18 protein-coding genes are annotated in these 20,111 nt (G+C 72.0%); 4 read left to right on the top strand and 14 right to left on the bottom strand.

Annotated features, from left to right (window positions below):
• Positions 1 to 7 precede the first annotated feature (7 nt).
• The 3 genes from gap to ACZ69I_RS31270 all read right to left on the bottom strand — a co-directional run bounded on the left by gap (position 8) and on the right by ACZ69I_RS31270 (position 2,847).
• The gene (gene gap / locus ACZ69I_RS31280; RefSeq protein ID WP_470835947.1) at positions 8 to 1,006 is read right to left on the bottom strand and encodes a type I glyceraldehyde-3-phosphate dehydrogenase; all 999 of its coding nucleotides are present in this window, start codon (positions 1,004 to 1,006) and stop codon (positions 8 to 10) included.
• A gap of 153 nt (positions 1,007 to 1,159) precedes the next feature.
• Positions 1,160 to 2,116: a GlxA family transcriptional regulator gene (locus ACZ69I_RS31275; protein WP_467671546.1), complete on the bottom strand. Its 957-nt coding sequence runs from the start codon at positions 2,114 to 2,116 to the stop codon at positions 1,160 to 1,162.
• Between the two features lie 59 nt (positions 2,117 to 2,175).
• Positions 2,176 to 2,847, bottom strand: a complete 672-nt coding sequence (locus ACZ69I_RS31270; protein WP_470835946.1) for an SUKH-4 family immunity protein — start codon at positions 2,845 to 2,847, stop codon at positions 2,176 to 2,178.
• A gap of 205 nt (positions 2,848 to 3,052) precedes the next feature.
• Here ACZ69I_RS31270 and ACZ69I_RS31265 point away from each other — a divergent pair, with 205 nt between their 5' ends.
• Positions 3,053 to 3,712, top strand: a complete 660-nt coding sequence (locus ACZ69I_RS31265; protein ID WP_470835945.1) for an NADPH-dependent F420 reductase — start codon at positions 3,053 to 3,055, stop codon at positions 3,710 to 3,712.
• Positions 3,713 to 3,772: 60 nt separating this feature from the next.
• On the opposite strand, the gene ACZ69I_RS31260 is transcribed toward ACZ69I_RS31265, so the two are convergent.
• From ACZ69I_RS31260 to ACZ69I_RS31230, 7 genes are all read right to left on the bottom strand, one after another.
• Entirely contained in the window at positions 3,773 to 4,324 is a 552-nt protein-coding gene (locus ACZ69I_RS31260; RefSeq protein WP_470835943.1) for a glycoside hydrolase family 25 protein, read from the bottom strand.
• Positions 4,325 to 4,416: 92 nt separating this feature from the next.
• Positions 4,417 to 5,679, bottom strand: a complete 1,263-nt coding sequence (locus tag ACZ69I_RS31255) for a YVTN family beta-propeller repeat protein (protein WP_470835942.1) — start codon at positions 5,677 to 5,679, stop codon at positions 4,417 to 4,419.
• A complete protein-coding gene (locus ACZ69I_RS31250; protein WP_467671536.1) occupies positions 5,679 to 6,470 on the bottom strand; it encodes a polysaccharide deacetylase family protein in 792 nt (263 codons plus the stop codon). Before ACZ69I_RS31250 ends, ACZ69I_RS31255 begins: the two co-directional genes overlap by 1 nt.
• A gap of 410 nt (positions 6,471 to 6,880) precedes the next feature.
• A complete protein-coding gene (locus tag ACZ69I_RS31245) occupies positions 6,881 to 7,489 on the bottom strand; it encodes an ATP-binding protein (RefSeq protein WP_467672037.1) in 609 nt (202 codons plus the stop codon).
• Positions 7,490 to 7,656: 167 nt separating this feature from the next.
• Positions 7,657 to 8,424, bottom strand: coding sequence for an enoyl-CoA hydratase/isomerase family protein (locus ACZ69I_RS31240; RefSeq protein WP_470835940.1), 768 nt, complete (start codon positions 8,422 to 8,424; stop codon positions 7,657 to 7,659).
• A 100-nt stretch (positions 8,425 to 8,524) separates the two neighbouring features.
• On the bottom strand, positions 8,525 to 9,763 hold the full coding sequence (locus tag ACZ69I_RS31235; RefSeq protein WP_470835939.1) for a L,D-transpeptidase: 1,239 nt from the start codon (positions 9,761 to 9,763) through the stop codon (positions 8,525 to 8,527).
• Positions 9,764 to 9,982: 219 nt separating this feature from the next.
• Positions 9,983 to 11,194, bottom strand: a complete 1,212-nt coding sequence (locus ACZ69I_RS31230; RefSeq protein ID WP_470835937.1) for a L,D-transpeptidase — start codon at positions 11,192 to 11,194, stop codon at positions 9,983 to 9,985.
• Between the two features lie 155 nt (positions 11,195 to 11,349).
• On the opposite strand from ACZ69I_RS31230, the gene glgX reads away from it, so the two are divergent.
• The 3 genes from glgX to ACZ69I_RS31215 all read left to right on the top strand — a co-directional run bounded on the left by glgX (position 11,350) and on the right by ACZ69I_RS31215 (position 16,197).
• Positions 11,350 to 13,665, top strand: a complete 2,316-nt coding sequence (gene glgX, locus ACZ69I_RS31225) for a glycogen debranching protein GlgX (RefSeq protein ID WP_470835936.1) — start codon at positions 11,350 to 11,352, stop codon at positions 13,663 to 13,665.
• Positions 13,666 to 13,749: 84 nt separating this feature from the next.
• Positions 13,750 to 14,712, top strand: coding sequence for a LysR family transcriptional regulator (locus ACZ69I_RS31220; protein ID WP_470835935.1), 963 nt, complete (start codon positions 13,750 to 13,752; stop codon positions 14,710 to 14,712).
• A gap of 108 nt (positions 14,713 to 14,820) precedes the next feature.
• Positions 14,821 to 16,197: a carbohydrate-binding protein gene (locus ACZ69I_RS31215; RefSeq protein ID WP_470835934.1), complete on the top strand. Its 1,377-nt coding sequence runs from the start codon at positions 14,821 to 14,823 to the stop codon at positions 16,195 to 16,197.
• Positions 16,198 to 16,289: 92 nt separating this feature from the next.
• Here ACZ69I_RS31215 and ACZ69I_RS31210 read toward each other — a convergent pair whose 3' ends face one another.
• The 4 genes from ACZ69I_RS31210 to ACZ69I_RS31195 all read right to left on the bottom strand — a co-directional run bounded on the left by ACZ69I_RS31210 (position 16,290) and on the right by ACZ69I_RS31195 (position 19,911).
• The gene (locus ACZ69I_RS31210; protein ID WP_467671523.1) at positions 16,290 to 16,922 is read right to left on the bottom strand and encodes a response regulator; all 633 of its coding nucleotides are present in this window, start codon (positions 16,920 to 16,922) and stop codon (positions 16,290 to 16,292) included.
• Entirely contained in the window at positions 16,912 to 18,150 is a 1,239-nt protein-coding gene (locus tag ACZ69I_RS31205) for a sensor histidine kinase (protein WP_470836033.1), read from the bottom strand. The genes ACZ69I_RS31210 and ACZ69I_RS31205 overlap by 11 nt, the downstream gene beginning before the upstream one ends.
• A 73-nt stretch (positions 18,151 to 18,223) precedes the next feature.
• Positions 18,224 to 19,012 (bottom strand): ABC transporter permease, encoded by a 789-nt coding sequence (locus ACZ69I_RS31200; protein WP_470835932.1) that lies wholly within the window; start codon positions 19,010 to 19,012, stop codon positions 18,224 to 18,226.
• On the bottom strand, positions 19,009 to 19,911 hold the full coding sequence (locus tag ACZ69I_RS31195) for an ABC transporter ATP-binding protein (protein WP_467671519.1): 903 nt from the start codon (positions 19,909 to 19,911) through the stop codon (positions 19,009 to 19,011). The genes ACZ69I_RS31200 and ACZ69I_RS31195 overlap by 4 nt, the downstream gene beginning before the upstream one ends.
• Positions 19,912 to 20,111: the final 200 nt, after the last annotated feature.

Here is a 20,111-nt window from a genome sequence, read left to right as displayed (position 1 = left end):
GGAGCGCTCACGCGCCGACCAGGAGCTCCAGCGTGTCGATCACGCGGTTCGAGAAGCCCCACTCGTTGTCGTACCAGGCGACGACCTTCACGTGGCGGCCGTCGACGCGGGTGAGAGCCGAGTCGAAGATCGACGAGGCGGGGTTGCCCGTGATGTCGGACGACACGAGCGGGTCGTCCGAGTATTCGAGGACACCGGCGAGCGGGCCCTCGGCCGCCGCGCGGTAGGCGGCGAGCACCTCCTCGCGCGTCACGTCGCGGGCGACGGTCGTGTTGAGCTCGACGATCGAGCCCACCGGCACCGGCACGCGGATCGAGTCGCCCGACAGCTTGCCGTCCAGGTTCGGCAGCACCAGGCCGATGGCCTTGGCGGCGCCGGTCGTGGTCGGAACGATGTTGACGCCGGCCGCCCGGGCGCGCCGGGGGTCGCGGTGCGGGCCGTCCTGCAGGTTCTGCTCCTGTGTGTACGCGTGCACCGTCGTCATGAACGCGTGCTCGATGCCCGCGAGTTCGTCGAGCACCTTGGCCAGCGGGGCGAGCGCGTTGGTGGTGCAGGAGGCGTTGGAGACGATCGTGTGCAGGTCGGGGTCGTAGGCGTCGGTGTTGACCCCGAACGCGAGGGTGACGTCGGCGCCGTCCGACGGCGCGCTGACGAGCACCTTGCGCGCGCCCGCGTCGAGGTGGGCGCGGGCGGCCTCGGCCGAGGTGAAGCGGCCGGTGGCCTCAAGGACGACGTCGACGCCGAGTTCGGCCCACGGCAGCCGCGCCGGTTCCCGCTCGGCGAGCACCTTGATCCGGTGTCCGTCGACGACGAGGACGTCGCCGTCGACGGAGACCGGACGCCCGAGGCGGCCGGAGGTGCTGTCGTAGGCGAGCAGCCGGGCGAGCGCGGCGGGCTCGGTGAGGTCGTTGACGGCGACGATGTCGAGGGAGCTTTCGCGCTCCAGGAGCGCGCGCAGCACGTTGCGCCCGATGCGGCCGAATCCGTTGATGGCGATACGAGTCATGAGTGGTGTCCCTTCCGGTCACCCCCAGGCTCGCTCGCGGCGCACGCCGCTGACAGTGGCGCGATCGCCATGGTTCAAAAGGATCCCGCCACGCGGTTCACGGGGGTCCCGCCACGCGGTTCACAAGGATTCCGGCGCCCGCTCCCGTGGCCGCTACTCGCCGCGCGTGAAGGTGCGCCGGTACTCGCTCGGGGTGGTGCCCAGGATGCGCTGGAAGTGCAGGCGCAGGTTGGCACCGGTGCCGAGCCCGACCTCGGCGGCGATCTGTTCGACGCCGCGCTGCGAACGCTCCAGGAGTTCGCGGGCCAGGTCGATGCGGGCGCGCATCACCCACTGCATCGGCGTGTAGCCGGTCTCCTCGACGAAGCGCCGGGAGAACGTGCGCGGCGAGACCCCGGCCCGCCGCGCCAGCACGTCGAGGGTGAGCGGCTCGCCGAGCCGGTGCAGGGCCCACTCGCGGGTGGCGCCGAAGCGCTCGCCGAGCGGCTCGGGGACGCTGCGCGGCACGTACTGGGCCTGGCCGCCGCTGCGGTAGGGGGCGGCGACCAGGCGGCGGGCGGCGTGGTTCGAGGCGGCCACCCCCAGGTCGCCGCGCAGGATGTGCAGGCACAGGTCGATGCCGGAGGCAGCGCCGGCCGAGGTGAGCACGCTGCCCTCGTCGACGAACAGCACGTTCTCGTCGACCCGGACGAGCGGATGCCTGGCCGCGAGCGCCCGCGTGTAGTGCCAGTGCGTCGTGGCGCGCCTGCCGTCAAGCAGTCCCGTGGCGGCGAGCGCGAAGGCCCCCGTGGAGATGGCGGCGAGCCGCGCGCCCCGCTCGTGGGCGCCGACCAGCGCGTCGACGACGGCTCGCGGCGGATCGTCGCGGTCCGGTTGCCGGTAGCCGGGGACGAAGACGACGTCGGCCCACGCGAGCGCGTCGAGGCCGTGGGCGACGGCGTACGACAGACCGTCGCCACCGGTCACGAGGCCGGGCGCCGCCCCGCACACCCGTACCTCGTACGGCATGCTCGCGCGGGTCGTGAACACCTGCGCGGGAATGCCGACGTCGAGCGGCTTCGCCCCTTCGAGGACGAGAACGGCGACGCGATGCATGCGGGAGGCTGGCACGGGAGCGAGGTTACGTGGGGTGGGGCTCCGCCCGGTGCGTGGGCGGGGTCGCCCGCCGGTCACCCGGGGAGCGAGCGGCCGCCCGGGGCAGCGGCCGTGAACCGCTGGCCCGCGGCGATCTCCTCGCCCACGACCGACCACACGGTCTCGTCGTCCTGGAAGGGGAGCGGGTCGACGGCGCTCGTCTCCTGGCGGATGCGTTCGACCTCGCGGTCGAGGCGCTCGAAGTCGGCCTCCTCGTCGCCCACTTCGCCGTCCACTTCGCCGTCCTCCACGCCGTCCTCCACGCCGCTGAAGGTGAACTCCTCCAGCAGGCGCTGGAACCGGAGGGTGACCTGGATGAGGGAGGAGACGTCGGTGTGGAGTTCCCGCACCGTCTCCTCGTCGGGGTCGACGGCGAGCACCTTGCCGGAAGCGGGGTCGAGGGCGAGGTGGGCGTTGAGCAGCCAGCCGATGACGGGCCATTGCCCCGCACCTGCCGCGGCCTCCTCGAAGCCCTCGACGTTGTCGAAGTCCTCCATGTGGACGACCTCCCGGACGAGGGGCAGCCTGCCGTCGTCCTCGTCGGGCTCGCGCAGAAGGAGCGTTCCGGTCGGGGTGCCGACGGACCGGAGCAGGCGGGCGCCCTCGGTGTCCGCGGCGCCGGACGGGAACGCGGTGGCGGGTAGCGTCGCGAGCCGGTCCTCGCCGAAGAGGGCGGCGAGTCCGCCGCGGGTGACGTCGAAAAGCACTGCCGGGGACTCCGAACTGGGTGGCGGCACAGGCGCTGTGGGGCTTGTGGGGCTCGTGGGGCTCGTGGCCGCCATTATGCCGAGATCCTTTTCGGGCCCAGCTCCCGGACGGAAGACCCGGCACCTGGACAGGTTGGACGGAATACTCCGCGCGATCCGGAGGTTGCCTCCGATACCACTGGGGATCTCCGGAAGGACAGTCATCATGAAGATCGGCATCATCGGAGCGGGCAACATCGGCGGCAACCTCACCCGTCGGCTCACCGCGCTCGGCCACGACGTGGCGGTCGCCAACTCCCGCGGCCCGCACACCCTGACGGCGCTCGCCGAGGAGACCGGGGCCACGCCCGTACCCGTCGAGGAAGCCGCCAGGGACGCGGAGGTCGTCGTCGTGGCGGTCCCGCTCAAGGCCGTCCCCGACCTGCCCTCGGGCTTCCTCGACGGCGCCGCCGAGGGCGTCGCGGTCATCGACACCGGCAACTACTACCCGCAGCAGCGCGACGGCAGGATCGCCGAGATCGAGGAAGGCCTCACCGAGAGCCGCTGGACGGAGCGGCAGATCGGCCACCCCGTCATCAAGGCCTTCAACGGCACCTACGCCCAGGACATTCTCGACGCGCCGCGCCCCCAGGGAGACCCCGGCCGTCTGACCCTGCCGGTGTCCGGCGACGACGAGGTGGCCAAGAAGGTCGTCCGGGACCTCATCGACCAGCTCGGCTTCGACACCGTGGACAACGGCGGCCAGGACGAGTCGTGGCGCCAGCAGCCCGGCACCCCCGTCTACGGCAACAGGGGCGCCATCGAGGAGATCCGCGAGGCCCTGGCGACGGCGTCACCGGAGCGCACGGCCGAATTCCGCGCCTGACACCCGCCCTCGGCCGCCACCCCTGCCCGGCCACCACCCCGGCCCGGCCACCTCGCCCCGCTAGGGCGCCGCCCACTCCCGCAGCTCGTCCTCGCTGGCGAAGGCGGCCACGTTCTTGTCCAGCGGCGACGACGCGTGCTGATGGATCGTCCACTCCGCCTGGATGCGCGGCTTGCCCGCGCTCACGTAGTCGGCGATCCACAGCCCGTCGCCCGCGTACGAGGTGGTGTCGTGGTTGAGCCAGAAATCGCGGTTGCAGTACAGCAGTACGCGGTGGTGGGGGCGCAGCCGCTTCACCTCCCGGATGAAGCGGTCCTTCTCCCCGTTGGTCGCCCGCGTGCGGTCCCCGGTCCACTCCCAGTCCACCGCCAGCAGATCCCCCGCCTTCTCGGGTGCCTTGCCGACGAAGTACGCGGCCTGGGCCGTGATGTTCCCCGGCCACAGGAAGTGGTAGAAGCCGGCCACGCAGCCGCCGTCACGGGCGCGCTTCGTCTGGGCGGACAGTTTCGGGTTGACGTACGAACGGCCCTCCGTCGCCTTGATGATGACGAAGGAGAGGCCGTCCGTGTCGAAGGTCGACTGGTGCGAGCTGACGTCGATGCCACGGATCACGGGCGCCTCCAGGGTGGGGGGAGAAGGCAGGTTCCTGAACTGCCCGTTTGGTGCCCGTTGTCAGGTGCGGCCAACCGTCAACCGTCAATGGTTCAACGGAAGATGCCCGTGTGCCCGAGCGAGTAGCGGCCCGGCTGGGGGTAGACCGCGAGGCCGTGCGGTCCGCTGCCCACCGGGATGCGGGCCAGCTGGACGCCGGTGCGGGTGTCGATGGCGTACACCTCGGAGTCGTAACGCCCGGACAGCCAGAGGGTGTTGCCGTCCGAGGAGACGCCGCCCATGTCGGGGCTGCCGCCCTGCGGGAGCTTCCACTTCTTGGTGAGCTTGTTCTTGGGGAAGTCGAAGACGGAGATGGTGCCCTCGCCGCGGTTGGAGATGTACATCTCCTTGGAGTCACGGCTGACGTAGAGGCCGTGGCAGCCCTTGCCGGTGGGCAGCAGCTTCGGCTTCGTGAACTTCTTTCCGTCGAGGATCCACATGCCGTGCGCCATCATGTCGGCGATGTAGAACGTCTTGCCGTCCGGCGACATCTTCACGTCCTGCGGCATGGCGCCCTTGAAGGGGATCTTCTGCTGGCCGACGACCTCCATCTTCTCCGTGTCGACCTTGAGGAGTTCGCCGGAGAACTCGCAGGACACGATGAAGTAGCGGCCGTCCATGGAGAAATCGGCGTGGTTGACGCCCGCGCAGGTCACCGGGACGGTCTTGACGCGGTTCATGGTCTTCGGGTCGCGGAAGACGAGCTCGCGGTCCATAGAGGCCATCACGATGGCGTGCTTGCCGTTCGGCGTGAAGTAGAGGTTGTACGGGTCGGAGACCTCGACGGTGCGGCCGCTCTTGCCGGTGACGGGGTCGATGGCGGTGAGGCTGTCGCCGAGGTCGTTGTTGACCCAGAGCGTCTTCATGTCCCAGGAGGGGACGACGTGCTGGGGCTGGTTGCCGACCTTGATGGTCTTGACGACCTCGTACTTGTCGGGGTCGATGACCGACACCGTGTTGGAGTTGGTGTTGGGCACGTAGATGCGGTTCAGGAACTTCTTCGCCACGGGCTGGAGGGCGTTCGGCCGGTCGGCGGCGTACGCGTCCTCGGGGTCGAGGACGGGCGGCATGCCGGGCAGGCCGGGTGCCGTCTTCGGCTTGGCGGGCTTGCGCACGCCTTCGGTGCCGAGCGCCTCGTCGGCGCGGTGGTCGGTCCCGCAGCCCGCGAGGACGGCGAGCGCGGCTCCGGCGGCGAGGACGGCGGCGGTGCGCCTGGCGGGGCCGGGCCGCGAAGCCCCCCGCCGGGCGGGGCGCGGGCCCGGGCCGAGGCCGGGGGCGGCGGTGGGGCGCGGGGTGGGTTCCGGGTTCAGGGACATCAGGTCAGCAGCTCCGTGGTCGTGACCGCGCGCAGGCCGCGGCGTTCCAGTTCTTTCAGGACGGCGGGGAGCGCGGCGACCGTGTCCGCGTACCCGAAGTGGAGGCTCACCACGGACCCGGGGCGGATCTCGGCGGCGATCTTGCGCGTGACGGCCGGGGCGCCCGGCGAGGTGAAGTCGAGGGAGTCGACGTCGTACGAGAGGACGTGCGGGTAGCCCGCCCGGCGGGCGAGGCGTGCGACGAGGGGCGTCGCCGTCCGGGTGCGCGAGGGGCGGAACCAGGTGCCGATGGAGCCGGTGAGGCGGCGCAGGCGGTCCGCGCAGCCGGTGATCTCGGCGGTGGCCTCGGCTTCGGACATGGCGTTGATGTCCCGGTGGTGGTGGGTGTGGTTGCCCAGGTCGTGGCCGCCGTCGAGGATGCGGCGCGCCAGGCCGGGGTGGGCGTCGAGCCAGCTGCCGACGGCGAGGACGGTGATCCTGGCGCCCGCCTTCTCCGCCTCGGTGAGCAGCGATGTCGCGATGGCCGGGTCGCCCTGGCCGTGGAAGGTGAGGGCGACCTGCGGGCGGGTGCGGGGGCCGTGGTCGATCTGGGCGGGGTGGCCGGGGAAGCGGCGCGGGGCGGGGGCGGCGGCCAGGGCGGGGCGGGGGGCCTCGCCCGGCGGGCCGGGGGACCTGGACGCGGGTGGGCGGGCGGGGGCGGGGCCGGTCGCGGCGCACCCGGTGGTGAGCGCGCCCGCGGCGAGAAGGCCGACGCCCGCGCGCAGGGCTCTGCGGCGGTCGGTCTCGTTCACCCGCCCATTTAATGGGAAAAGAATGTAAAAAATGCTGATTGCCCGCTTCGGGGCCGTTACGGGTCGGAGTCCCGGGTCACCCTCCGGCGTGGGCAAGCCTTCGGTATCACCCCTCACAGCCTCCGCTTAACCGGCGTTTACCAGGCAGGTGTCCCATCTCACCAAGGATTCACCTCTAAACTGTCGCGTTTTGCCCGTGATGTACACATATGGGCTTTTGGATCGTCGACAGCCGTCTGCCATAGTCGGGGACACGACCCCCATTGACCCGGGCTCAGGTCGTCATCAGCGGCTGTGGATCACACCCCATACCTCCACGGCCCTTCACGAAGGCCCCCTCGCGCCGACCACGGCCGCCGGGGGCTTTCGCGTACCGGCACCCTCTCGGCGGTCGGCCCCGGTGGTCGGCCTCAGCGGTCGGCGACCCGCATCTCGAACCACGTCGTCTTGCCGCGCGGCAGCAGATCCACGCCCCACCGGTCGGAGAGCTTGTCGACGAGGAACAGGCCGCGGCCGCTCAGGTCCATCTCGCGGACGGGCATCAGGCAGGGCAGCCCGCGCGAGGGATCGCGGACCTCCACGCGGATCCAGCCCCGCCGCCGCTGCATGCGCAGGCCGAAGACGCGGGCGCCGGTGTGCCGGACGGCGTTCCCGACGAGCTCGGAGACGAGGAGGACGACGTCCTCGGTGAGTTTCGGGGAGAGGCCCCAGTGGCGCAGGACGACGACCTGGGCGAGGCGGCGCGCGATGGCGGCGGACTCCGGGCGCGACGGCAGCGGAACTTCCGCGTCCGTCGGATTGCCGAACAACTCGAGCGCCTTGAGCGCGTGTTCGTCCTCTACCGCCGGCGACCAGCGTGCCGCGGTCGCACTGCCCTGCCGCCGCGGCCGTTCATGACCCTCCAGCCCCGCCATGCCACCATCATGGCCGCCCGGGGCGCCCTCCGGGGCCGTTCCGGCGGAATAAGCCCCCCGGAACCATCCATTCCGGGGGGCCGGTTTGACATATGCCACTGGCAGTCCAGAGCGCCGGGTGCGGCGATGACCTGCGGTGACCACCCGCTTTCGCGTGATCACACACCGCCCCGGCCTGCCGGACTTAAGGTTCTGTTAAGGCGTCCATAATCCGCTCCTTCGAGGGACGCACCCACTGACACACGTTCAACTGGGCGCCCTCGATGACGAGTTCAGACGAACTTGGCCTTGCCGGGACCCTCCTCGACGAAGCTCTGCATACCCCGCCGACGGTCCTCGGTCGCGAACAGTCCTGCGAACCACGTGCGTTCGATGGCGAGGCCCGTGTCGATGTCGGTCTCCAGGCCCGCGTCGATGGCCTCCTTCGCGGCGCGCAGCGCGATGGCCGGGCCCTGCGCGAGCCGCGCGGCCCACGCGTGCGCCTGCTCGTACACCTCGGCGGCGGGCACGACGCGGTCCACCAGGCCGATGGTGAGCGCCTCCTCCGCCTTGACGTGGCGGCCGGTGAAGATGAGGTCCTTGGCCTTGGACGGGCCGACGAGGCGGGCCAGGCGCTGGGTGCCGCCCGCGCCGGGGATGACGCCGAGCAGGATCTCCGGCTGGCCGAGCTTGGCGTTGTCCGCGGCGATGCGGAAGTCGGCGCAGAGCGCGAGCTCGCAACCGCCGCCCAGCGCATAGCCGTTGACGGCGGCGACGACGGGCTTGGGGATGCGGGCCACGGCCGTGAACGACTCCTGCAGGGCGCCGGAGCGCACGACCATGGCCGCGTGGTCCATGGCCTGCATCTCCTTGATGTCCGCACCCGCCGCGAACACCTTCTCGCCGCCATGGATCACCACGGCGCGTACGTCGTCGCGCCGCGCCGCCTCTTCGGCGAGCTCCTTGAGGCGGTCCTGGGTGGCGATGTCCAGGGCGTTCATCGGGGGGCGGTCGAGCCGGATCGTGCCGACGCCTTCGGCGACTTCGAGAGTTGCAGTCATGGCAGCAGGTTAACGGGGGCTAACGCACCGGGACCCGGTGCACTTGGTCACAGTGCGCCGGGTCCCGGGTACGGAGGTGTGGGAGTGCGAAGCCAGGCGCTTACGCCTTCCACTCCTCCCACGGCATGTTCCAGCCGTTGTAGCCGTTCTCCGGCTGGATCTTCTTGTCGGCGGAGTTCTTCACGACGACCAGGTCGCCGATCATCGAGTTCTCGAAGAACCAGCCGGCGGGCGTCTTCTTGCTGTAGCCGCCGCGCACGTCGCTCAGGCCTATGCAGCCGTGGCTGGCGTTGGTGTTGCCGAAGGCGCCGCCCGACCAGTAGTTGCCGTGGATGAACGTGCCGGAGGTGGACAGCCGCATCGCGTGCGGGACGTCCTTGATGTCGTACTCGCCGCCGAAGCCGACGGTCTCGCCGTTCATCCGGGTCACCTGCAGCTTCTCGCTGATGACCATCTCGCCGTTGTACGTGGTGGTGCCGGGGGCGCCCGCGGTGATCGGGATCTTCTTGATCTGCTTGCCGTCGCGGACGACCTTCATCTGGTGCGTCTTGGCGTCCACAGTGGAGACCTGGCTGCGGCCGATCGTGAAGTTCAGGGTCTTGACCTGCTTGCCGTAGACGCCCGGACGGCCCTCGACACCGTCGAGGTTGAGCTTCACTGTGACCTTCGTGCCGGCCTTCCAGTACTTCTCCGGGCGGAAGTCCAGGCGGTCGTTGCCGAACCAGTGACCCTCGACCGGCACCGAAGGCTCGGTCTTGATCTCGATGGCCTTCTCGACGGCCTTCGGGTCGGTGATGCCCCGGGTGAAGTTCACCGAGAACGGCATCCCGACGCCGACCTTCGAGCCGTCCTCCGGGGTGAACTGGCCGATGAAGGTGTTCTTCGGAGTCAGCGTCGTGAAGGCGGTGTCCTTGGCCGAGGCGCGGCCGTCGGAGTCCTTCGCCACCGCGTGGACCTTGTACTTCGTGGCGGCCGCGAGGTGGTGCGCGGGCTTCCAGCTGGCGCCGTCCGCAGCGATCCTGCCCGGCACCGGATTGCCCTTGCTGTCCTTGACCTCGACCTCGGAGAGCTTGCCCTTGGTGGCACCTATCCTCAGGGCGCCGTCGGTGGCCACGGAGTCCGCGCCGTCCTTGGGGGCTATCGTCACGACGGCCGCGGAGGGGGCGTTCTTGCCCGCCTCGCCCTTGCCGTCACCGCCGGAGTCCGAGTCGCCCCCGCCGCATGCCGCGACGAACAGGAGCGCCGCCCCCGACGCCACCGCCGTCAGTCCTCTGGCTCCCCGCCGCCGCACGCGACTCCGCGTACCAACCGACGCCCCCGATATCGGTCGCCCGTTCAAGATGTTGTCTCCCCTCGCACGGCCTGATCCAGGCCCGCACCCCAGTGCACCTGCGCGTTTCGGACACGCGCAAGCGTTAGATAACCACACGGTTCCGGGCGATGACTCCCCGCCAATGTCACCGTTCCGTTCCAACTGCCGTGGGGGTGCGGGCGGATCAAGATCACTTGGTGGTCCCCGGCCGGTCACCCGGGGATCACCTCACGATCACCCGGGGGATCAGCCGTTCCGCACCCAGTCCTTCCACTCCATGTTCCAGCCACCGAGACCGTTGTCAGGAGCGACTTTCTTGTCATTGCTGTTGACCACTTCGACGACGTCCCCGATGAGGCTCCGGTCGAAGAACCAGCCCGCGGGCGTCTTCGAGCTGCCGCCCTTCACATCGCGCAGACCGACGCAGCCATGGCTGACATTGGTGTTGCCGGGGGCGTCCGGTGACCAGTAGTTGCCGTGCAGGAAGGTGCCGGAGGTCGTCAGGCGCATCGCGTGCGGCACGTCGGGGATGTCGTACTCGCCGCCGAAGCCGACGGTGCGGCTGTTCATGCGCGTCACCTCCAGCATCTCCGTCACCACCATCTTCCCGTTGTACGTGGTGGTCTTCGGAGCACCCGCGGTGATCGGGACGGTGGAGAGGACCTCGCCGTCGCGGCGCACTTCCATGGTGTGCTCCGCGGCGTCGACCAGGGAGGTCTGGCTGCGCCCGACCGTGAACGTGAAGCTCTTGTCCTGCAGCCCGTACACCCCGGGGGCGGCCTGCACGTCGCGCAGCCGCAGGCCGACGGTGACCTTGGTGCCGGGCTTCCAGTACTTCTCGGGGCGGAAGTCGACGCGGCTCTTGCCGAACCAGTGCGGGCGGATGTCGACCGCCGGGTGCGCGGTGACGCGGATGGCGCGCTGCACCGCCTCGCGGTTCTCGACCTCCCGGTTGAACTCCAGGGAGACGATCATCCCGGTGCCGACCGTGGAGCGGTTCTCCGGCGTCACGTACCCGGTGAAGCGCTCGTCGGGGACGTACGTACGGAAGGTGGTGTGCCGGGCCGTGCGGCGGCCGTGGCCGTCCAGGGCGACGGCGTCGACCTTGTACGAGGCGGCGAGGGCCAGCGGCCCGTCGTCGAGGGGCCGCCAGGTGGTGCCGTCCTCGTCGATGCGGCCCGGCACGTCGAACTCCTGCGCGTCCTGCGTCCGGACGACCTTCACCGACTCCAGGCGGCCGCCGGGGACCGTGACCTCGATGCGTTCGTCCGCCTTGATCCCCTTACTGTCGTCGTCGGGCGTCACCCGGATCGCGTCCGCGGGCGAGCGCGGTTTCCCCATGATTCCGTCGAGCCTGTCGGCGGAGCAGCCGGACGCCCCGGCGAGCAGGCCCGCCCATGTCACCGCCGCGGCCAGCGCGGCCCCTGCGCGCCGTGCGCGCCTCGCAACCTGTCTCACGTGGGTCCCAACGACCGTCCCCCTGCCGGGGAAACGTGAGTGCGACGCGCACGGTGGGCAGAACTAGTGGGGAGGACGACGCATGGGGAGCCGCGGCCGGGACGCCGCACGCCCTTCTTCGCGCGTCGGCCGACGGAGCCGCGGGAGGCGAGCAGGTGTCGAGCGCACCCGAACCAGGGGCAGTGCAGGAAGCACGGGCGATGGGGCGCGGCACGACCGAGCGGCCCGCCCCCACCGTGAACGGCAGCAGGAACAGGCGGGGCGCCCCGCCCCGCGCCGCGCCGACGCGACCGGTCTGGCCGGGGGCGCCGACACCGCTCGGCGCCCGCTTCCGGGTGGGGCCCGACGGGGTCGCGGGCACCAACTTCGCGCTGTGGGCGGGCGGCGCGGAGGCGGTGGAGCTCTGTCTGTTCGACGCCGACGGGGTCAGGGCCGTCGAGACGCGCTGCCGGCTGACCGAGCTGACGCACGGGATCTGGCACGGCTTCGTGCCGGGCGTGCGCCCCGGGCAGCGGTACGGCTACCGCGTGCACGGCCGCTGGGACCCCTGGACCGGCGCCCGCTGGAACCCGGCGAAGCTGCTCCTCGATCCCTACGCCCGCGCGGTGGACGGCGGCCCGGGCAACGACTACGGACGGCTGCCCGCCGAGGTGTACGGGCACGTGCGCGACTGGCCCCAGCAGCACGTGGCGGACACGGTCCGCGACGAGCGGGACTCGGCGCCGTACGTGCCCAAGGGCGTGGTCGTGCACGACGACGCGCCGGACGACGAGTGGACGGACGACCGGCGGCCCAAGACGCCGTGGGCGGACTCGGTCATCTACGAACTGCACGTGCGCGGCTTCACCAAGCTCCATCCGGGGATCCCGGAGGAACTGCGCGGCACGTACGCGGGGTTGGCGCACCCGGCCGCGCTCGACCATCTCGTCCGCCTCGGGGTGACGGCGGTGGAGCTGCTGCCGGTGCACCAGTTCGCGCACGAGGACCATCTGCTCCGCCGCGGCCTGCGCAACTACTGGGGCTACAACTCGATCGGCTACTTCGCCCCGCACGCGGCGTACTCGGCGTCGGGCACCACGGGCGAGCAGGTCGGCGAGTTCAAGCGGATGGTGCGGGCGCTGCACGAGGCCGGCATCGAGGTCATCCTCGACGTGGTCTACAACCACACGGCGGAGGCCGGGGAGCTCGGTCCGATGCTGTCCCTGAAGGGCATCGACAACCGCGGCTACTACCGGCTGCGGCAGGGTGAGGCGCGCCGGTACACGGACTACACGGGCTGCGGGAACACCTTGCAGGTCGTCCAGCCACACGTGCTGCGCCTCATCACGGACTCCCTGCGGTACTGGGTCTCGGAGATGGGCGTGGACGGCTTCCGCTTCGATCTGGCGGCGGCGCTCGCGCGCTCCTTCCACGACGTCGACATGCTCTCGCCGTTCCTCGCGGTGATCGCGCAGGACCCCGTCCTGCGGCGCGTGAAACTGATCGCCGAGCCGTGGGACGTGGGCTCGGGGGGCTATCAGGTGGGGGCCTTCCCGCCGCTGTGGACGGAGTGGAACGACCGGTACCGGGGCGCGGTGCGGGACTTCTGGCGGGGCGCGCTGCCGGACGTACGGGATCTGGGGTACCGGCTCTCGGGGTCGAGCGACCTGTACGCGTGGGGCGGGCGCAGGCCGTACGCGTCGGTGAACTTCGTGACGGCGCACGACGGTTTCACCCTGCGGGACCTGGTCAGTTACGAGCGCAAGCACAACGAGGCCAACGGGGAGGGCAACCGGGACGGCTCCGACGACAACCGGTCCTGGAACTGCGGCGCCGAGGGCGAGACGGACGACGGGCACGTCACCGCGCTGCGGCGCAGGCAGCTGCGCAACCTGATGACGACGCTGCTGCTCTCCACCGGCGTGCCGATGCTGGTCGCGGGCGACGAGATGGGCCGTACGCAGCGCGGCTCCAACAACGCGTACTGCCAGGACAACGAGATCAGCTGGGTCGACTGGGGGCTCAGGGACGAGCCGGGGTGGCGGGAGCTGTACGCGCTCACCGCCCGGCTCATCGAGCTGCGGCACCGCCATCCGGTGCTGCGCAGGCGGGCGTTCTTCTCCGGGCGCGCGCACTCCGCGGACGGGCTGCGGGACCTGGCGTGGTTCACGGCGGGCGGCGCGGAGATGACGGAGGCCGACTGGTACGCGCCGACGGCGACGCTCGGCATGTATCTGTCGGGGCGCGACATACCCGGCCGCGACGCCCGGGGCGCGCCGGTCGTCGACGACAGCTTCCTCGCGGTCCTGCACGCGGCGGCGGAGCCGACGGCGTTCGTGCTGCCGGGGCCGCCGTGGGCCGATGCGTACGAGGTCGTCGTGGACACCTCGGTGGAGGAGCAGGACGTGCCGCCCGGGACCGTGCACCGGGCGGGGGAGGAACTGACGGTGGCGGGGAGGTCGGTGGTGCTGCTGCGGGTCGCCTGCGGCTGACGGCGGCCCGGCGGGGCCGCAATGATCAGTTCTGGTCTGTACCTGAGTCTTGCCCCGGCCACGGGGGCGCACCAAGCTCACTTCATGGACCTGGAGTTGCGGCACCTGAAGACGATCCGGGCGATCGCCGACGCGGGCAGCCTGACCAAGGCCGCCACCGCGCTGGGGCTCGCCCAGCCCGCGCTGAGCGCGCAGCTGAAGAGAATCGAGCGCACCCTGGGCGGCGAGCTCTTCGAGCGGGGCAGGCACGGCGTGCGGGCCACCCCGCTGGGTGAGTTCGTGCTGGCCCGCGCCCGGGTCGTGCTGCCCGCGGTCACCGGGCTCCGGGAAGAGGCGCAGCGGTTCGCGCGGGCCTGGGAGGGCGGCGCGGGGTTCCGGCTCGGCGGCATCCACGGGCCGCTGCTCGGTGCCCTGGTGGACCGGCTCGCCGCCGCGTACCCGGGGGTACCCGTGACGACCCACACCTCCTGGTCCGAGCGGGAGATCGCGGCCCGTACGGCGGCGGGACGCCTGGACTTCGCCCTGGTGGGCACGTGCGGGGCGAGCGCGCCGCCCGAGGACCAGCTCCTGGTCTGGCGCGAGGTGGCCCGCGACCCCGTCTTCGTGATGCTGCCCACCGACCACCCGCTCGCGGGCCGGCAGGAGATCGAACTGGCGCTGCTCGCGGACGCGGCGTGGACGGACGTGCCGGGCGACGGCTGTTTCGCGGACTGCTTCTCCGCGGCGTGCGCGCGGGCGGGGTTCACGCCGTCGCGCGTGTACGAGACGGATGTCGCGTCGTGCGTCCATCTGGTGCAGGTGGGGCGGGCGGTGGGGCTGTGCCGGGCGACGTTCCCGCCGACGCCGGGCCTGGTGACCAGGCCGCTGGCGGGGGCGCCGCTGTACTGGCGGCATCTGCTCGGCTGGCATCCGGCGGCCCCGGCCCACGACACGGCGGCCGCCGTCTTCGCGCAGACCCGCGCCGCGCACGCCGAGGCGGCGGCGCGCAGCGAGAGCTACACGGCGTGGCTCTCCGCGCCGTCCCCGTCGCCGGGCCGGTGTCCATAACGCCGGTACGGGGGGTCCGCTGACAGCTACTGGCGAACAGTTGAGGCTTCTACGGTGTGGGCGTTCCCCTCATCTCCCCGCTCCCCCGGTACCCCGAGGAGACCTCGCATGCTCCCCACCCATCACAGACGTGTCACCGCGGCGTGTGCCGCGGTGGCCGCGGCCGGGGCGCTGGTCCTCGCCGGTCTGCCCGGCTCCGCCTCCGCCCAGGCCGGCCCCGCCGCGTCCGTCTCCCCGTCCCTCTCCCCCGCCGAGAGCGCCGCCGTCGCCAGGACCTCTCCGGACGTCCTGCGGGCCATGCGGCGCGACCTCGGCCTCACGGCGGCGCAGGCCGAGGCCCGTCTGGTCAACGAGGCCGAGGCCGGCGCCGTCGCGGGGTCCCTGCGCAACGCGCTCGGCCGCGACTTCACGGGCGCCTGGGTGCACGGCGCCACCTCCGCGACGCTCACCGTGGCGACGACCGACGCCGCCGACGTCCCGGCGATCGAGGCGCGGGGCGCACGGGCCGCGGTGGTCGAGCACTCCGCCGCTCAACTCGACGCGGCCAAGGCGCGGTTGGACCGGGCGGCGCGCACGGGCACGACGCGTGACGCACCGGTCTGGTACGTCGACGTGCGCGCCAACGCGGTCGTGGTGCGGGCCGTGCGCACCCCGGCGGCGAGGTCCCTCGTCTCCGCGGCGGGCGTGGACACCTCCCTCGTACGCGTCGTACGGACCTCGGAGCGGCCGCGGCCGCTCTACGACCTGGTGGGCGGCGAGGCGTACTACATGGGGGGCCGCTGCTCCATCGGCTTCCCGATCACCAAGGGCAGCCAGCAGGGGTTCGCCACGGCGGGCCACTGCGGGCGCGCGGGCACCGCGACCAGCGGTTACAACCAGGTGGCCCAGGGCACGTTCCAGGCATCCATCTTCCCCGGCAAGGACATGGCCTGGGTCGCCACCAACTCCCAGTGGACCGCCACCCCGTACGTGCAGGGCCAGGGCGGGCAGCGGGTCGGCGTCGAGGGCTCCACACAGTCCCCGGTGGGTGCGTCGATCTGCCGCTCCGGCTCCACTACGGGGTGGCACTGCGGCACGATCTCGCAGCACAACACCAGTGTCACCTACCCCGAGGGCACCATCAGCGGCGTCACGCGGACGACCGTCTGCGCGGAGCCCGGCGACTCGGGCGGCTCCTTCATATCCGGGAGCCAGGCGCAGGGCGTCACCTCGGGCGGCTCGGGCAACTGCTCCAGCGGCGGCACGACGTTCCACCAGCCGATCAATCCGCTGCTCCAGCAGTACGGGCTGACGCTGAAGACCACGGGTGGCGGTGACCCCGGCCCCGGTGATCCCGAGCCGGGCGGCACGTGGGCGGCGGGCAAGGTCTACGCTCCGGGCGACACGGTGACCTATGGCGGCTCCACGTATCGCTGCTTGCAGGGGCATCAGGCGCAACCTGGCTGGGAGCCGCCGAACACGCCCGCGCTGTGGGAAGCGGTCTGATCCGGTCTGATCCGGTCTGATCGGTCGCCCGGTGGCCGCGGGCCGGGTGTGGCCGGGCGCGCGGTTCCCCGCGCCCCTGGCGGCGCCTTCCGCTAGCCCAGGATTCCCCTGCTGTACGCCGTGGCCACCGCCGCCGCACGGTCCTTGACGCCCAACTTGCCGTAGATGTGGGTGAGATGGGTCTTGACCGTGGCCTCGCTGATGAAGAGCTCCGCGGCGATGGCGCGGTTCGACGTGCCCCTGGCGACGAGCGCGAGCACCTCCCTCTCGCGGGTGCTCAGCGGTTCGTTGCCGGGGGCACGCACGCGGGAGACGAGGCGGGAGGCGACGGCGGGCGAGAGGACCGTGCGCCCCTCGGCCGCGGCGCGCACGGCGGTGAACAGCTCGTCGCGCGGGGCGTCCTTGAGCAGGTAGCCGGTGGCGCCCGCCTCGATCGCGGGGAGCGTGTCGGAGTCCGTGTCGTACGTGGTGAGGACCAGGACGCGGGAGCGGGCGCCGCGGCGGGTGAGCTCGGTGATCGCGTCGACGCCGTTGCCGCCCGGCATGCGCAGGTCCATCAGGACGACGTCCGGGTCGAGCTCGGTGGCGAGGGCCACGGCCTCCACGCCGTTCGACGCCTCGCCGAGGACCTCGAAGCCGGGGGCCGACAGGAACATGCCGCGCAGGCCGTCGCGGACGACGGGATGGTCGTCGACGACGAGGAGAGTGATCACTTCAGTGCTCATGGCGCACCAACGGTACGCGAGCGGACACGGCGGTGCCGCCGCCCGGTTCCGACTCGACGGTGAGCGCTCCCGCGATGCGTTCGGCCCGGGCCCGCATGCCGTCGAGGCCGAAGCCGCCCGACCCGGTGCGCTCCACCGCGGCGAGCGGGTCGAAGCCCCGGCCGTCGTCGCGGACGTCCAGGCTGACCTCGTCGCCCATGAAGGACAGGGTGACGCCGACGCGGGTCGCTGCGGCGTGCCGGGCGGCGTTGGACAGGGCCTCCTGGACGATGCGCAGGAGGGTCGCCTCGATCTCGTCGTGGAGGTCTTCGGCGGTGCCGGTGACCGTGAAGTCGGCGCGCACGCCGGTGCGTTCCGCCCACTCGGCGACGGTCTTCTTGAGCGCCTCGGGGAGCCGGTCGTTCTCCAGGGGCGCGGGCGACAGGTTGTGCACGGAGCGGCGGGCCTCGCCGAGGCTGTGCCGGGCGAGGTCGGCGGCCCTGCCCAGATGTTCGCGGGCCAGCTCCTCGTCGTGGGCGCCCGCGACGACCTGGAGCTGGGCGATGATCCCGGTCAGGCCCTGCGCGATGGTGTCGTGGATCTCGGCGGCGAGCCTGCGCCGCTCGTCGGCGACGCCCGCCTCCCGCGCCTGGACGAGGAGCTGGGAGTGCAGGGCGGCGTTCTCGTCGAGGGCCTGCTGGAGTGCTGTGTTGGTGCGCTCCAGCTCGGCGATGGTGGCGGCCGCGTCGAGGGCGCGCCGGTCCTCCTGCGCCGCGAGGTGGGCGAAGACGGTGAGCAGGGCGACGTTCACGGCGAGCAGCCCGCCGAAGACGCCCCAGCCCAGTCCGCCGTGCGGTGGCAGGCCGCCGGACTGGGAGCCCGCCATGATGACGGCGGTGGCGAACAGGCCGGGTTTGACCAGGCGCGGGGGCAGCAGCCGCTCGGTGCCGAAGTAGCCGACGACGGCGTAGAACGCGAAGAACGGGTTGAGCCAGGTCAGGACGAAGGCGGCGGCCCAGCGCACGGCGTAGTAGACGATGCCCGCGGCCGAGGGGCCCGGACGGGTGCGGACCTGCGTGCCCCACCACAGCTGCAGCGCGACGGCGGCGCCCACCAGGGCCCCGGCCACGTACCACTCGCCGCGGCCCACGCCGACGACACCGCTGGTGGCGGCCGACATGAGGACGCCGAAGAGCAACAGGACGTAGGGGCCCCAGCGGTGGAAGGTGCCCCAGCGCTGTTCGATCATCTTCGTGGCGTCCGCCGTGCTCGTACTCACCGGCCCAGTGTCGTCGACGGGCGGAGCCGTGCGCGGCACCGCGTCACTCCCACCGGAACCAGCGCGCGGCCCCGGCCGAGAGGACCACGGTCCACAGCGCCAGGACGCCGAGGTGCGCCAGGCCCGGCCAGTCCCCGGCGGCGGCGTCGCTGAGAGCCTGGGAGGCGGCGCCGAGCGGAGTGCCCTCCACGGCGCGGGCGAGCCCGTCGGGCATCGCCTGCACCGGCAGCCAGACGCCCGCGCTGAACATCATCGGGAAGAAGACGGCGGAACCGAGCGCGGTCGCGGCCTTGGTGGTGCGGGCCAGTGCCGAGACCAGGGCGCCCAGGGCGAGCCCGCACAGGATGGCGAGGAGCAGCGCGAGGGCGTATCCGAAGGCCTGGCGCGGCAGTGCCACGTCGAAGGCCAGCCGGCCCACGGCCAGGGAGAGCAGCGCGGAGACGAGCGCGGCCGCGCCGTGGATGCCCATCTGCGCGCCGAGCACGGCACAGGGGCGTACGGGAGTGGCGGACATGCGGCGCAGGATGCCGCGCTCGCGGTAGCCGGTGATGAGCGGCGGCATGGCCTGCAGCCCGGCCATGATCAGCGAGAGCAGCACGGTGACGGGCACGTACGCGTCGACGAGGCGGAGCCCGCCGAGCGAGTCGTCCGGCTCGCGGAAGGAGGGGATGGAGCCGAGGATCACCAGGAGCAGGGTGGGGAACACCATGATCCAGAAGAGGGCGCCGGGCTCGCGGCGGAAGAGGCGCAGCTCGGCACCGAGGACGGCCGCGGCGGCCTTGGTGCCCGTACTCCGGGCGGTGGTGTGCGGTGAAGCGGTGGCCGTGGTCATGCCGATGCTCCCGTCAGGTCGAGGAACGCGTCGTCCAACGTGGCGTCGGCGACCCGGAGTTGGTGGGCGGTGATGTGGTGCCGGGCGAGCAGGGTGATGGCCGCGTCGACGGTCTCGTCGGTGCCGTTCAGGGTGTAGCGGCCCGCGCGGTGCGCGACGGAGGTGACCGCGGGCAGTGCCGCGAGGGCGCGCTCGTCCAGCGGCGCGGACGGTGTGAACGACATGACCGTGGAGCTCGCGGAGCGGCTGATCAGGCCCGCCGGGGTGTCGAGGGCGGCGACCCGGCCCCGGTCGATGACGGCGAGGCGGTCGCAGAGGCGCTGGGCCTCCTCCATGAAGTGGGTGACGAGCAGGACCGTGACGCCGTTGTCCCGGATGTCCTCGATGAGCTCCCAGGTGTCGCGGCGGGCGCGCGGGTCCAGGCCGGTGGTCAGCTCGTCGAGGACGACGATCCTCGGATCGCCGATCAGCGAGAGCGCGATGAACAGGCGCTGTTTCTGGCCACCGGAGAGCTTGCCGAAGCGGCTGTCGAGCTTGTCGGTCAGGCGCAGGCGCTCGGCGAGCGGTCGCCAGTCGGCGGGGCGCGGGTAGAACGCCGCGTACAGCTCCAGGGCCTCGCGCACGGTGAGCTTCGCCGGGAGCTCGCTCTGCTGGAGCTGCGCGCCGAGGATGCGGGTGAGCCGCTCGTGGTCGGCGACCGGGTCGAGTCCCGCGACGCGGACGGTGCCGGAGTCGGGGACGCGCAGGCCCTCGACGCATTCGACGGTGGTGGTCTTGCCCGCGCCGTTGGGGCCGAGGATGCCGAAGATCTCGCCTTCCTCGACGGCGAAGGAGACGCCGTCGACGACGGTGCGGCCGCCGTAGGCCTTTTGCAGTCCGTGCACTTCGATGAGGGGCATGGGTCGAGAATCCCCGGTGGGAGGGGGTGCGGACATCGCCCATCACGCTCGAAGGCGCATCAGCCGATCGGTTGATGGCGGGGTACGACTCGTTGATGGCGGGGGGCGACTCGGCTGATCGTGAGGTGCGACTCGGTTGATCGCGGGGTGCGCCCCAGTCGCGTGCCGCTCTGCCGTGCGGAAAACTCGGTGGGCTCTGT

The organism is Streptomyces sp. NPDC036815 (assembly GCF_055609205.1).
Note: the sequence above shows the minus strand (reverse complement) of the source record. Positions and strands in the feature narration are given on the sequence as shown.